Consider the following 13,036-nt stretch of genomic DNA (forward strand, 5'->3'; position numbering starts at 1 on the left):
AACTTCGCTTACCGCTTGTTCAACCCAATCTAAGTTAACTTAGTTAGAGTTAACCACCGTTGGAAGCGTGTCATCGAGGCTATTATTGGCTTTTGAAATACAGATATTTAAGGCAGAAATTAATTTATCACGACTGTGATAATGACTGACGGTATCACTGCTTAACTCATGATGACAAACACTGATACGCTTTGAGGTGACATTGCTATCGTGGCATATCGCACTATCAATCGGCAAGCAACCGATGTTTTCTTCAATCCAAGCAAGTTTTTGATCTAATGACAGATCAGCAGCAGGGCTATTTTCAGCCGTAATATTATCAATAAAGACTCTATGCGCACTTGTTTGCTCTAAGGCTTTACTAATGTCACGTATCAGCAAAGGAGGAATCACACTGGTTAAAAAGCTACCCGGACCTAAAATAACTAAATCAGCATTTAAAATGGCATCGATACTGCTAGGTAATGCTTTAACTAATGGCGCTAGCATTAAGCTTTTTGGCATCATCGACATTTTATCAACTGATAACTCACCGACTCGACAACGTCCTTCTGGATAAAAAGCCATCAGATCAGTAGGTGTTTCAGACATTGGCAGTACCGGTGTTTTCACTCTTAATAAGCGTCTAACCAATTTTATAGAATCAAGCGGGCGGGAGTGTATTTCACCTAAGCCATATAAAATTAAGTTACCAAGATTATGACCACCAAGCTCATCATTACCATCGAAACGAAAATCGAATAATTGGCTGCCAACCGACTTTTCATCAACCAATTGAGTTAAACAATTACGTAAGTCACCCCAAGCGATAGAGCTACTACGCTTTCTTAAACGACCAGTTGAGCCACCGTTATCTGTAGTAGTGACAATGCCGGTAAGCTGGTTTCCTAAAAAGGAGAGAGTAGAAAGTACACGTCCTAGACCGTGCCCACCACCAATGGCAACAACATTGAGCTTTTTTAGCTGCATATAATAATTATTTTTTTCAATTGAATTTTAACCATAACGCTAATTATACGATAAATAAAGCCGTAGGGGAGAGTTTTAAATTGAATAGCTTAGATAAAGTAGCGATTCAATGATGTTTGCTAAATTAAGTTCTGTGGTATTGGCATTAGATTTATATTTGCTCAATATCAACTTTTTTTATGATCTAAACAGTTGATAAGTCAAAATTTAGCCAACTTGTTCTATAAGTAATCAGTTAAGTGAGATCTTTTAAAAAAATAGCCAATTATCAAAAATAAGGGTTGACAGGTTCTTGGTCGCTGCTTAGAATGCGCCTCGCTTTCAACGAGTAACTAGATTACTTTTTAGAAAGAGGATTAAGATAAGTATTAGGCCATTTATTTTATTTCTATGTGGGGCTATAGCTCAGCTGGGAGAGCGCTTCGCTGGCAGCGAAGAGGTCTGCGGTTCGATCCCGCATAGCTCCACCAATATTTATTTAATAGTGTTAACATTATTAAAAGATAGATAAAAAGATAATTGTAATTGGATAACTCTTGAGTTATCGAATTATAAAAATAAAGTTAGATACTTTGTTTTATCGTTTTAGTGTCCCTATCGTCTAGAGGCCTAGGACACCGCCCTTTCACGGCGGTAACAGGGGTTCGAATCCCCTTAGGGATGCCACTTCTTCGGAAGACTTCTACGGAAGTAAAAAAAATGAGTTCGTGTTTTTGACACAAACAAGAAATATATATCTAAACCATAAGTTCACTAGGCTAGAGCTTTATACGGTTTTATTATACTAAGTGTTTCGAGTTTATAATGTGTCCCTATCGTCTAGAGGCCTAGGACACCGCCCTTTCACGGCGGTAACAGGGGTTCGAATCCCCTTAGGGATGCCACTCATTTTTAGTTAGACAAGTTAATGGTAAGTGTTTTTGACGCATACTATGAAATATATGAAATTATCATAAGTTCACTAGGCTAGAGCTTTTTACGATAAATTTATAATTAAGTATTTCATTTGGTATTAATGTGTCCCTATCGTCTAGAGGCCTAGGACACCGCCCTTTCACGGCGGTAACAGGGGTTCGAATCCCCTTAGGGATGCCACCATTAACTTAGATTGATAAATGTTTTTAATGTTTAACAATCAGATACAAAACATGAGATAGTTAATTTAACTATTATCATTTTGTTTTAGTGTCCCTATCGTCTAGAGGCCTAGGACACCGCCCTTTCACGGCGGTAACAGGGGTTCGAATCCCCTTAGGGATGCCACTAATTATTTTACTTTTAGTCAAATAAGCAGTGCTTAAAAGTGAAATAAAAAAACCGACTTATGTCGGTTTTTTTATGCCTAAATTTTATCAAAATAATAATGTATTAGACCCTATATTTTATCCGTTTGGTATAAGACGCTTCCTCCCCCAAAGTGGGGGGCATTTAGGCGCTGAAGATATTTTACCAGAACAACGCCAAGATGAAGTGGAACAAGTAATCACAATATTTAAAAGCAATTTAAAATAAAAATTTTAGGTATCTCAATTAAAAACCGATTGATGGTCGGTTTTTTGTGTGGCATTATCAGCACACTTAAAAATGGTGATTGAAATTTATGTTACTCGGTGAATTAGAAAAACAAGTTTTAGAATATTTATGGAAACACCAGCCTGCTGATGCTAAGCAGGTGCATAGTCATTTTGAAAAAAACAGAGGTGGCTCTTTAAATACTATACAAAGCACTTTAGATCGTTTATTTAAAAAGGATCTACTCAGCAGAGTTAAGAATGGGCATGCCTTTCAGTATTTTCCTAAAGTTAAACGTCATGAACTAATAGGCCAGTTAATTAAAGACGTAACGAATGATTTTATTGTTGAAGATGAAAATAGTGTTATTGCCGCTTTTTCTTCAATTTCATCTGATTTAGATGAGCAGCAATTGAATAAGTTAGAATTAATGATTGAACAACAACGTCAAAAATTACAGAAGAATTCTGAAAAATGATTTATGACCAATGGGCATTAACATATAACTTATCGACTATAGGAATACTAGCCTTTGTAGTCGCGAGCATATTTTCCTCCACTGTATTTTGGTCCATAAAAGGAAAATTAGCGGATTATGCAGTATCTACACGTAAATCATTGTTGTGGCTGTTTGTACTTACCCCTTGGTTTATTGCTTTTAGTGCGGCACTGATTCTTAGCCCATTATTTCAGGATGTTTCGGCACTTTCTTGGCTAACTGATTTAGCTCATTGGCACCACCCTGATATTTTTTATTTCCTTAGTTGGCATAGCTTTAGTTTGCTTGTTTTCGTTGCTTTTAGTTTATATGTCTTTACAAAAAAAATGGTTGTTCTTTATCATAATCACCACCAAATCAGCGTGTTACGTGCATTTGGGATAAGAAAGAGCAAACAAGTAACTATCATTGAATCACCAATACCAACAGCATTCACTGGTGGGTTACTTAATCCATCATGCTTTATTTCTACGGGCCTTATTGAAAAAACAAGCGCTGCTGAATTAGAAATAATTATTCAGCATGAAATTGCTCACGTACGTAATTATGATCCATTGAAGAAATGGTTGTTTTCATTTTTATCTGCTTATTTTACGAATAATGTCAAGAGTTTATTAATATCCATGATGTCACTATCTATGGAGCAAGATGCCGATTCTTTCTTTGTTAAAAACCAACAGCAGTCACAGAATGTTGCTACCACCCTAATAAAGTTTACTAAGTTGGCTGCAAATTATTCCATTCATCCACAATATAAAAGTGAATTATTTGTTCATTTTTGCCGTCATTCTATTGAACAGCGAGTGCTACATTTACTCAATGATAAAAAGTTTAAACCATTTCCTAAAGGAGGTGTTTCGATCGTCATACTGCTCTTAGTTCTAGTTTCAACAACGTCTGTAGATAGCCTGCATCACGCTATTGAAACTTTGTTCACTCATTAAAACACTAAATTAAAATTTTACTCTAAGGTACCAATAATGAAGCTTTATTTTAATACACGCATCTACAAAAAACCGACCGGCAATCGGTTTTTTGTAGTAACTAGTCAAAGTCTATTGTTAGTGCTGGTGTCCTTTATATCAACGATGACATTTGCCCAAGATGCTACTTTAAGTGCTGTTGATTTGAGAAAGGCTATTACGCAAACATTAAACCTGCATCCTGAACTCAAATCTTTTGCTATTCAAACGCAAATGTATTCTGGCTATGCTCAACAGGCAGGAATTAAATCAAGACCACAAGTAGGTTTTTCTATTGAAGATGCATTAGGTACGGGAGAGCATAGCGGTTTTAAAAGTACGCAATCAACACTTTCTATATCTTGGTTATTAGATGGAGAGTTGGTGCAGCAAAAAGTACAAACAGCTAAAAATTATGGCTCTACTGTCGCTATAGAACAAGAGGTGAAAGCTTTAGATTTAGCAGCACAAACAGCTCGGTATTTTATTCAGGTATTGGTGAATAAAGAAAGGTTGACCTTAGCAAAATTTAGCTTATCGCAAGCAAATAAATCATTAGCTGCTATCGACAAGCGAGTTAAAGCAGGTAAATCGTCGATAGTCGATAAGCTTAAAGCTAGTGCTGAGGTAGCTAAACGTGAGTTAGTGGTTGAAGATTTAACACACGAAGTCGATGCCAGTAAATACCAACTATTTGCGCAGTGGATGCAAAAAAACAGCAGTAATGCCAATGATCAACAACATAAAAGTATTGACGTATTTGGTTCGTTGTTGTCTTTACCATTAAGTAATAGTACTGATTTTAATGCTCTATTTAATAAACTTAAACAAGTACCTTCTGTCAGTCTTTTTGCCACTAAGCAGCGCATTGCTCAATCGGAAATAGAGCTTGCCCGAATTGAAACCAAACCATTATGGCAATTTTCAGCAGGTTTACGTAGATATGAAACAACCGATGATTTTGGTTTGGTAGCTGGGATATCTATCCCCTTTGGTGAAACAAATCAGAATCAAGGGAAAATAAAAGCGTTAACCGCTTCACAAAATAAATTAGAAACTGAGTCCGTTGCTTTAGTTCACAAGCTTAATAGTCAGTTATATATACTTATTGAGCAGTTGAAGCACAGTCACCATGTCATTTACGCAGTTACCAACAATATCATTCCTATTTTAGAGCAAGCATTTAACGAAGCAGAAAAAGCTTACAACATTGGGATGTATAGTTACACCGACTGGATGAACACTCAGCAAGCATTGCTTAATGCACAGTCTGACTTGATAACGGCTTATCAAAATGCTCAGTTAAATAACATCGAAATTGAGCGCTTAACTGGCTCCTCTATTATCGCTATAAATCAAGCCGCTAGTGCTTCCTTAAACAATAAAAGTAACGAGAAATAATCATGAGAACAATATTTCAAATAATCACCTTAATGAGCACACTCTGTTTCGTAGGTTTAAGTACAAGCTTCCCAAGCTATGCAGTATCAGAGCCAAAAGTTACAGAGGCAGAGCCTGAAAAAGGGCCAAATAGAGGCCGGATGTTACGTGATGGTAATTTTGCTATTGAATTATCTATTTTCGAAACGGGCGTACCGCCAGAGTTTCGCGTTTGGGCAACTGACGGTGGTAAAGCTGTTGATCCTTCAAAGGTAGATCTTAATGTAAAGCTTACTCGATTAGGTGATGGTATTGATGATATTAACTTTTATCAAGAAGGCGAATATCTTCGTGGTGACATGGTCATCTATGAACCTCATTCTTTTATGGTTTCTCTGTCAGCCAAATACCAAGGTAAAACATTTAACTGGCAATATGACAATTTTGAAGGCCGTACAAAAATTACTGATGACGTAGCTAAGGCCATGGAAATTGCTACTGATTTTGTTGGTTCGTCAACATTTCATGAAACTGTTGAAGTCTATGGCAAGTTAACTCTACCCGCTGATGCGACAAGCAATGTATATGCTCGCTTTGATGGCCTAGTTGAAAAAGTATATGTAAAACTGGGTGATCCTATCAAAAAAGGTCAGTTACTTCTAACCATAGAAAGCAATGAAAGCCTTCAGTCATATAAAATACATGCGGCTAATAGTGGCATAGTGACTAACGTTAACGTGACCTCAGGAGAACAATCTAAAGGCCGCTCGTTATTGCAAATTACCAATGATAAAACATTAATTGCTGAGCTAGCTGTTTTCCCTAAGGACTTGTCTACAGTAAGTATTGGCGCAAAAACCACATTAACTATAAATGGGGTTGAAGAAAAACAAGTCAGCAAAATTGATAGTCGCATTCTTAAAGTCAGAAAAGATCAGGCTAAGCTGTTTCGTGTAGTCGTTAATAATCATGATTCTTTATTTTCAGAAGGCTCATTTGTCAGTGCAGCAATTGAAATTAGTTCGTACGATGTCGCTATGGCAGTTAAGCGCAGTGGGTTACAAAGCTTCCGTGATTTTACGGTTGTTTATGCCAAAGTTGGTGATGAATATGAAGTGAGAATGCTTGAGTTAGGTCGAGCGGTGGGTGAAGAAATTGAAGTATTAAGTGGTATTTCTTTAGGCACAGAATACGTATCAGAAAATAGTTACATCCTCAAAGCCGATATTGAAAAATCTGGCGCTTCACACGATCATTAAGGGTTACTAAGGTTTAATTATGCTCGAATATTTACTTAGATTTTCAATTCAAAAAAGCACAATCATCATGTTAGCAGTGTTAGCGCTAGCAGGATTAGGTATTTGGAATTTCACCAAACTTCCTATTGATGCAGTGCCTGATATTACTAACGTACAGGTAATGATTAACACTGAAGCACCCGGTTATACACCTCTTGAAGTTGAGCAACGGGTAACTTACCCTTTGGAAACTGCATTAGCTGGCATTCCTAACTTAGTGAGTGCGAGATCAATATCGCGTTATGGATTATCACAAGTTACTGCAATTTTTAGTGATGAAACGGATGTCTATTTTGCAAGGCAACTTGTCAACGAACGATTACTTTCAGCTAAATCTGATTTACCTAGTGGTTTAGAGCCTGAGCTTGGTCCAATAGCTACTGGGTTGGGGGAGATATTCATGTTCACTGTTGATACAGAGCCTAATGCAGTTAATGATAAAGGAGAGCCAATTACAGCTACTGACTTAAGAACCGTACATGATTGGATAATTCGACCTCAGTTAATGCAAGTGCAAGGCGTGGTTGAAGTGAACCCTATTGGTGGTTTTAAACGTGAAATCCTTATTGCATTCGATCCTAAAAAATTACTGGCTTTTGGTGTTAGTCAGCAAGATGTTATTCAAGCAATTGAAAATAACAATGACAATAAAGGCGCAGGCTTTATAGAAAAAAATGGCGCTCAATGGCTACTTCGTATACCAGGACAAGCAAAAACGTTAAATGATCTGGCGACAATCCCGGTTAAAACAGCTAACGGTAGCGTTATCCGACTATCTGATGTTGCCAAGGTACAAGAAGGAAAAGAGTTAAGAACAGGGGCAGCAACACAAAACGGTAGAGAGGTGGTGATGAGTACGGTCTTTATGCTCATTGGAGAGAATAGCCAAAAGGTTGCTAAAGCCGTTGGCGTAAGACTCGAAGAAATAAAAAACAGCTTACCTTCAGGCATCACTGTCACAGCTGTTTATGATCGTACTAAGTTAGTTGAAAAAACCTTAGATACGGTAAAAATGAATCTTTTAGAAGGCGCATTATTAGTTATTGTCGTGCTGTTCCTTTTATTAGGTAATATGCGAGCTGCATTACTTACGGCTGCGGTTATTCCTTTTGCCATGTTAATGACTATTACTGGCATGGTACAAACAAAAGTTAGTGCAAACTTAATGAGCTTAGGTGCATTAGATTTTGGCTTACTCGTAGACGGTGCCATTATTATCGTTGAAAACTGCATGAGAAGGCTAAGTACTGCTTCTTCAAATGGACGCACTATAGAGCTAAATGAACGTTTATCATTGGTCTTTGATGCCACGAAAGAGGTCATTCGTCCTGCTTTATTTGGTGTATTCATTATAACGGCAGTGTATTTGCCAATATTTGCACTAACAGGTGTTGAAGGAAAAATGTTCCATCCGATGGCAATAACAGTCGTTATTGCTTTATGTTGCGCTATGTTATTATCGATAACTTTTGTACCTGCTGCTATTGCTATTTTGTTCAAAGGCCCTGTTAAAGAAAAAGAAAATATCATCATTAAATCTTCACTTGCGCTATACCGACCTTCGTTGACTTTTGCGCTCAAAGTACGTTGGTTTGTTGTCGTTGCTGCAATTGCTCTTGTTGGAATAGCTGGTTTTTCAGTCAATAAACTGGGCAGTGAGTTCGTGCCAAATTTGGATGAAGGCGATATAGCTATGCATGCATTACGCATTCCTGGCACCTCGTTAACTCAAGCAGTTGAGCTACAAAAAGTATTAGAAGAAAAAATAACTCAAATGCCAGAGGTGGAGCGAGTATTTGCGAAAATTGGTACCGCAGATGTTGCTACTGATGCGGTTCCACCAAGTGTTGCTGATAATTTCATTATATTAAAACCACGTAGTGAGTGGCCTGATCCTAACAAGACTAAAGCACAGTTTGTCGAAGAGTTAGCCGCAGTAGTAGAACCTATTCCTGGTAATCGCTATGAGTTTCTTCAACCTATCCAAATGCGATTTAATGAGTTACTTGCAGGTGTACGTGCTGAACTTGCCATTAAGGTTTTTGGTGATGACTTTGAAACCTTAACTGAATTAGGAAAAAATATAAACAATGCTATTGCTAATGTAGAAGGGATAGCTGATGTACAAGTTGAACGAACTACTGGTCTACCCATGATGACTATTAATCCAAATCATGAGCAATTAGCAAAATATGGCATTAGTATAAAAGAGCTACAAGATCAACTTGCAACAGCATTAGGTGGCACCATTGCAGGTAAGTTTTATCAAGGTGATAGAAGATCCGATATTGTTGTTCGTCTTCCTGAACACCTAAGAACAGATGTCGATGCTTTGGCTTATTTACCTGTACAGCTCATCGGCGATAAGTATGTACCATTACAAGAAGTTGCCACTCTAGAGCTGGTCGAAGGAGCTAACCAAGTCAATAGAGAAAATGGTAAACGACGAGTCGTGGTTACGGCTAATGTCAGAGGAAGAGACTTAGGCTCTTTTGTTCAAGATATTCAGGCCGCTATTGAAAACTCTGTTGATGTACCTGCGGGTTACTGGATTGAATACGGTGGTACCTATCAAAAACTGCAATCTGCATCGCAAAGATTATCCGTTGTAGTGCCTATTACTCTTGTGATGATCATCGGTTTATTATTCTTAGCACTCGGCTCTTTTAAAGATTCGATGATTATATTTACAGGTGTTCCCTTGGCATTAACCGGTGGTATTTTTGCCTTGTTACTGCGCGATATTCCGTTTTCAATATCAGCAGCTGTTGGCTTTATTGCCCTATCTGGCATCGCCATTTTAAATGGATTAGTTATGGTGTCATTTATCAGAGAACTGCGACGTGAAGGTGTTGCACTAGATATCGCCATTATTGAAGGGGCTTTGACAAGATTTAGGCCTGTGCTAACTACTGCACTTGTTGCCTCACTAGGTTTTGTACCTATGGCACTTAATACTGGCATTGGCTCTGAAGTCCAACGTCCGCTAGCAACAGTTGTCATTGGTGGAGTAATTTCATCTACTTTATTAACCCTATTTGTACTACCTGCTTTATACCGTTTATTACACAGCCACAAAGAAACCTTTCCTAAAGGGACAACTTCTTCAACCGCTGACACAAAGGAAACAGTGAATGTTTAATAATTATCAGCGATATGGCTTATTAAGCCTTATCGCTCTTATGGCGCTATGGCTACCAATAGAAGCATTTGCTCATGGTGTAGACGATAGTACACGTGCATTTTTACAACAAAATACGGGTGTGCAGATAATTCCATTTTTATACATCGGTGCTAAGCACATGGTGACAGGGTACGACCATTTATTATTCCTTGTCGGTGTGTTGTTCTTTTTATATAGAAGCAGAGATGTTTTGCTATATGTCAGCATGTTTACGCTTGGGCACAGCATAACCTTACTATTCGGTGTGATTAGCGATATTCAAGTTAACGCTTACTTAATTGATGCCATTATCGGTCTGTCTGTTGTCTATAAAGGCTTTGATAACTTAGGAGGGTTTAATCGGCTTTTTGGCAAATCACCTAATGCTAAATTAGCCGTATTAATTTTTGGCCTTTTTCATGGTTTCGGATTAGCAACTAAGCTGCAAGAGTTTCAAATTCCAGATGACGGTTTAATTACCAACTTAATCGCCTTTAATGTTGGGGTTGAATTAGGGCAATTTACCGCCTTAGCTTTTATATTATTAATTATTAATTTTTGGCGTACGCACAGCAGTTTTACTCGCTTTGCGAAAAATACCAATTGTTTGTTAATGAGCGCTGGGTTTATGTTGGTCGGTTTACAACTTACGGGCTATTTCATTAACTAATTGATGAAATTTTTCTATTCAACTTTACCTATTTTAAGAGATAAGACTATGCAAGATAAAGAGCAAGAAAAAATGCAACAAGCAACGCCACAAACGATGGTATTAACAAACTCTGCGCTGCTAAAATATACGATTTTCAGCATAGTATTCGCAGCATTTACACTGTTAATCATTATATTGCCTGCTGAATATGATATCGACCCTACCGGAATTGGGCATGAACTTGGCTTAACTGTTTTTCATCAAGGGAATGATGAAAATGCCGATCAATTATTAACACCAGAAGCATCAAAAAAATCAAAAGGCGCTTCTGAAACAATAGAGGTGCTTGTTCCTGCCGGTCGCGGTGTTGAGTACAAATTTATCATGGCGCAATATCAAAAGCTTGAGTACGAATGGATAACCGATGGTTCTGCATTGTATTTTGACCTACACGGAGAACCTGAAGGCGACAAAACAGGCTATTTTGAAAGCTATGCCATAGCAACTTTGAGTGAGATGAAAGGTAGTTTTACCGCACCATTTTCAGGGACCCACGGATGGTATTGGAAAAACACCTCTAACTCCCCCGTTATCGTTCAACTTATTGTAAAAGGAGAATACTCGAAACACGGTCTTAAATAATTGACCTGGTCAAGTAAATTCAGTCACCCTAGTTAAGCTACTTTTTCTAACTCATTAATTTTTAATTCAAAATCATTTGGGCTTTGATACCCTAAGTAAGAGTGTAGTCGCTTACTGTTGTACCACATGGTTATGTAATTCATTATATCTTGTTGCGCTTCATAGCGTGTTTCATAATTTCTCCAATGAACACGCTCTTGCTTTAGGCTACCAAAGAAGCTTTCAGCAACGGCATTATCCCAACAGCAGCCCTTTTTACTCATACTGCCAATAAAGCCATTGTTATTAAGTAATTTTCGGTACTGGTGGCTTGCATATTGAACACCTTGATCGGAATGAACAATAAGTCCTTTCTCTGGGCTTCTTTGCCAAACAGCCATCGTTAGTGCATCACAGACAAGTTGAGCTTTCATTCTTGACCCCATGCTCCAGCCAACAACTTTGCGAGCGTATAGGTCGATAACAACCGCTAAATAGAGCCAACCTTCCGCAGTCCAAATATAAGTGATATCACCAACAAACACTTGATTTGGCTGCTCTGTGATGAAATTTTGCTCAAGCTCATTTTTATAAAGCGGCTTATTGTGATTGCTATTGGTTGTTGCTTTATATTTCTTTTTGTAACGAACCCAAACATTAGCCTCTTTCATTAATTTGGCTACTGTCCATCGGCTTACACGGAAACTCAACGCATTCAGTACCGCTTTAATACGTCTTTCGCCATAGGTATTGTCACTAAATTTGGCAATATCCTTTACTAACTCAAGCATCTCTTGGTGTGTTGAATCACTTGGCTTATCTAATTTACGCTTTTGATAACTATAATAGTTATTGCTTTTTACACCCAATATTCGGCACATAAGTACCACAGGCCAGATCTTCTTATGATGGGTAATAAACGAATATTTCACTTCGTTTCTTTTGCAAAGAAGACCGTCGCTTTTTTTTAATATCTCACGCTCCATCTCCAGGCGCTTTACTTGGGCTTTTAATTTACGTATTTCTTCTTGATCAGGTGTTAGCTTACCGTTACCTCGAAAAGCTTGACCATCTTCTTGTTCTGCTTCTTTGATCCAGCGGCCAAGCATTTGATTTCCAATACCTAGATTTCTGCTCGCTTCAGATACACTAATATTTTGATCTCTGACTAAAGAAATTGCATCAAGTTTAAACTCTTTGGTGTATTTTTTACGTTTTGTCATTTATGTTCTCCAGTTAAGGTTATTATGTCTTAACTGGGGTAGTCGAATCCATTAAACCACGTCAAATCTATTAAATAAAAGAAACTATAAATATACTTTAAATTTAATTAAAAAACTGGAGTTCAAAATGAAAAGCATTATTACAGCCTTGTTTATAACATTGATGTTTAGCACAAGTTTAGTATTTGCACATGGCGATCACGAGAAAATAAGCCCTAAAGCAGCAATACAAGTTGCAGCTAAAGCCACTCAACAACTTACCTTTAAAGACCTTGGTTTTAAAGTTGGAAAATTAAGTGAAAGCTGGAAAAACTTAACTACAGATGACTTAAAGCTACAATCAGCAGACGGAAATCGCTATATTATTAGTGCAAATAATAAATCAGATAACCAAACTATTTACTTTTTGATGACAATATCTGGTGAAGTATTAAACGTTAATTCTGAAGCTAGGTTTTAGATCGATATATTAGGTAGAGGTGATCTATACTCCTCTACCGTTAGACCCTTTTCCTACTTGTTAATATTTTCTCTGGCACTATGTAGCCTAAAGCAAGATAGAGAAAAAGAAATTCATGAACTGTCTAATGTCAACAATAGGCTCTCAGCTGATTTTGACGAGTTGACATGCGTCAATGGATAGACATATAGCGAAGGTAGTGCGATATCAAGCGGGCACATTTACCCACTTGATTTACTTAGTTAGTTATTAATTAATACGGCTAGTTTCATGATTGCCCATATCTTAGATGACAAT

11 protein-coding genes and 5 tRNA genes are annotated in these 13,036 nt (G+C 37.6%); 14 read left to right on the plus strand and 2 right to left on the minus strand.

Features of this window, described 5'->3' with window-relative positions:
* Nucleotides 1-39: 39 nt before the first annotated feature.
* On the minus strand, nucleotides 40-969 hold the full coding sequence (yvcK, locus tag FGD67_RS18945) for a uridine diphosphate-N-acetylglucosamine-binding protein YvcK (protein WP_257172602.1): 930 nt from the start codon (nucleotides 967-969) through the stop codon (nucleotides 40-42).
* A 394-nt stretch (nucleotides 970-1,363) separates the two neighbouring features.
* Between yvcK and FGD67_RS18950 the strand changes: the two genes are divergently transcribed.
* From FGD67_RS18950 to FGD67_RS19010, 13 genes are all read left to right on the plus strand, one after another.
* Nucleotides 1,364-1,439: transfer RNA gene (locus tag FGD67_RS18950), tRNA-Ala, on the plus strand.
* Nucleotides 1,440-1,559: 120 nt separating this feature from the next.
* A tRNA-Glu gene (locus tag FGD67_RS18955) sits at nucleotides 1,560-1,635 on the plus strand.
* Nucleotides 1,636-1,777: 142 nt separating this feature from the next.
* Nucleotides 1,778-1,853: transfer RNA gene (locus tag FGD67_RS18960), tRNA-Glu, on the plus strand.
* Nucleotides 1,854-1,988: 135 nt separating this feature from the next.
* A tRNA-Glu gene (locus tag FGD67_RS18965) sits at nucleotides 1,989-2,064 on the plus strand.
* A 92-nt stretch (nucleotides 2,065-2,156) separates the two neighbouring features.
* Nucleotides 2,157-2,232, plus strand: a tRNA-Glu gene (locus tag FGD67_RS18970).
* A 30-nt stretch (nucleotides 2,233-2,262) separates the two neighbouring features.
* Nucleotides 2,263-2,481: a hypothetical protein gene (locus FGD67_RS18975; protein ID WP_257172603.1), complete on the plus strand. Its 219-nt coding sequence runs from the start codon at nucleotides 2,263-2,265 to the stop codon at nucleotides 2,479-2,481.
* 88 nt (nucleotides 2,482-2,569) lie between these two features.
* Nucleotides 2,570-2,959 (plus strand): BlaI/MecI/CopY family transcriptional regulator, encoded by a 390-nt coding sequence (locus tag FGD67_RS18980; protein ID WP_257172604.1) that lies wholly within the window; start codon nucleotides 2,570-2,572, stop codon nucleotides 2,957-2,959.
* Nucleotides 2,956-3,924, plus strand: a complete 969-nt coding sequence (locus FGD67_RS18985) for a M56 family metallopeptidase (protein ID WP_257172605.1) — start codon at nucleotides 2,956-2,958, stop codon at nucleotides 3,922-3,924. Before FGD67_RS18980 ends, FGD67_RS18985 begins: the two co-directional genes overlap by 4 nt.
* A 36-nt stretch (nucleotides 3,925-3,960) precedes the next feature.
* Nucleotides 3,961-5,343: a TolC family protein gene (locus tag FGD67_RS18990; protein WP_257172606.1), complete on the plus strand. Its 1,383-nt coding sequence runs from the start codon at nucleotides 3,961-3,963 to the stop codon at nucleotides 5,341-5,343.
* A 2-nt stretch (nucleotides 5,344-5,345) separates the two neighbouring features.
* On the plus strand, nucleotides 5,346-6,581 hold the full coding sequence (locus tag FGD67_RS18995) for an efflux RND transporter periplasmic adaptor subunit (protein WP_257172607.1): 1,236 nt from the start codon (nucleotides 5,346-5,348) through the stop codon (nucleotides 6,579-6,581).
* Nucleotides 6,582-6,600: 19 nt separating this feature from the next.
* Entirely contained in the window at nucleotides 6,601-9,762 is a 3,162-nt protein-coding gene (locus FGD67_RS19000; protein WP_257172608.1) for an efflux RND transporter permease subunit, read from the plus strand.
* Nucleotides 9,755-10,453: a HupE/UreJ family protein gene (locus FGD67_RS19005; protein ID WP_081153518.1), complete on the plus strand. Its 699-nt coding sequence runs from the start codon at nucleotides 9,755-9,757 to the stop codon at nucleotides 10,451-10,453. The genes FGD67_RS19000 and FGD67_RS19005 overlap by 8 nt, the downstream gene beginning before the upstream one ends.
* A gap of 48 nt (nucleotides 10,454-10,501) precedes the next feature.
* On the plus strand, nucleotides 10,502-11,077 hold the full coding sequence (locus FGD67_RS19010) for a hypothetical protein (protein WP_257172609.1): 576 nt from the start codon (nucleotides 10,502-10,504) through the stop codon (nucleotides 11,075-11,077).
* A 32-nt stretch (nucleotides 11,078-11,109) separates the two neighbouring features.
* Here FGD67_RS19010 and FGD67_RS19015 read toward each other — a convergent pair whose 3' ends face one another.
* Nucleotides 11,110-12,279 carry an IS3 family transposase gene (locus FGD67_RS19015; RefSeq protein WP_257172610.1) on the minus strand — a complete coding sequence of 390 codons (1,170 nt, stop codon included), beginning with the start codon at nucleotides 12,277-12,279 and terminating at the stop codon, nucleotides 11,110-11,112.
* A gap of 127 nt (nucleotides 12,280-12,406) precedes the next feature.
* On the opposite strand from FGD67_RS19015, the gene FGD67_RS19020 reads away from it, so the two are divergent.
* Entirely contained in the window at nucleotides 12,407-12,739 is a 333-nt protein-coding gene (locus FGD67_RS19020; RefSeq protein WP_257172611.1) for a DUF6488 family protein, read from the plus strand.
* The last annotated feature ends 297 nt before the right edge of the window (nucleotides 12,740-13,036 follow it).

The sequence above is a fragment of the Colwellia sp. M166 genome, from assembly GCF_024585285.1.
In the GTDB taxonomy this organism is placed as follows: domain Bacteria; phylum Pseudomonadota; class Gammaproteobacteria; order Enterobacterales; family Alteromonadaceae; genus Cognaticolwellia.

What these genes read in the sequence shown, in the direction of transcription:
- yvcK (WP_257172602.1), bottom strand. Translation starts at nt 969, where the DNA reads ATGCAGCTAAAAAAGCTCAATGTTGTTGCCATTGGTGGTGGGCACGGT.
- FGD67_RS18980 (WP_257172604.1), top strand. Translation starts at nt 2,570, where the DNA reads ATGTTACTCGGTGAATTAGAAAAACAAGTTTTAGAATATTTATGGAAA.
- FGD67_RS18985 (WP_257172605.1), top strand. Translation starts at nt 2,956, where the DNA reads ATGATTTATGACCAATGGGCATTAACATATAACTTATCGACTATAGGA.
- FGD67_RS18990 (WP_257172606.1), top strand. Translation starts at nt 3,961, where the DNA reads ATGAAGCTTTATTTTAATACACGCATCTACAAAAAACCGACCGGCAAT.
- FGD67_RS18995 (WP_257172607.1), top strand. Translation starts at nt 5,346, where the DNA reads ATGAGAACAATATTTCAAATAATCACCTTAATGAGCACACTCTGTTTC.
- FGD67_RS19000 (WP_257172608.1), top strand. Translation starts at nt 6,601, where the DNA reads ATGCTCGAATATTTACTTAGATTTTCAATTCAAAAAAGCACAATCATC.
- FGD67_RS19005 (WP_081153518.1), top strand. Translation starts at nt 9,755, where the DNA reads ATGTTTAATAATTATCAGCGATATGGCTTATTAAGCCTTATCGCTCTT.
- FGD67_RS19010 (WP_257172609.1), top strand. Translation starts at nt 10,502, where the DNA reads ATGCAAGATAAAGAGCAAGAAAAAATGCAACAAGCAACGCCACAAACG.
- FGD67_RS19015 (WP_257172610.1), bottom strand. Translation starts at nt 12,279, where the DNA reads ATGACAAAACGTAAAAAATACACCAAAGAGTTTAAACTTGATGCAATT.
- FGD67_RS19020 (WP_257172611.1), top strand. Translation starts at nt 12,407, where the DNA reads ATGAAAAGCATTATTACAGCCTTGTTTATAACATTGATGTTTAGCACA.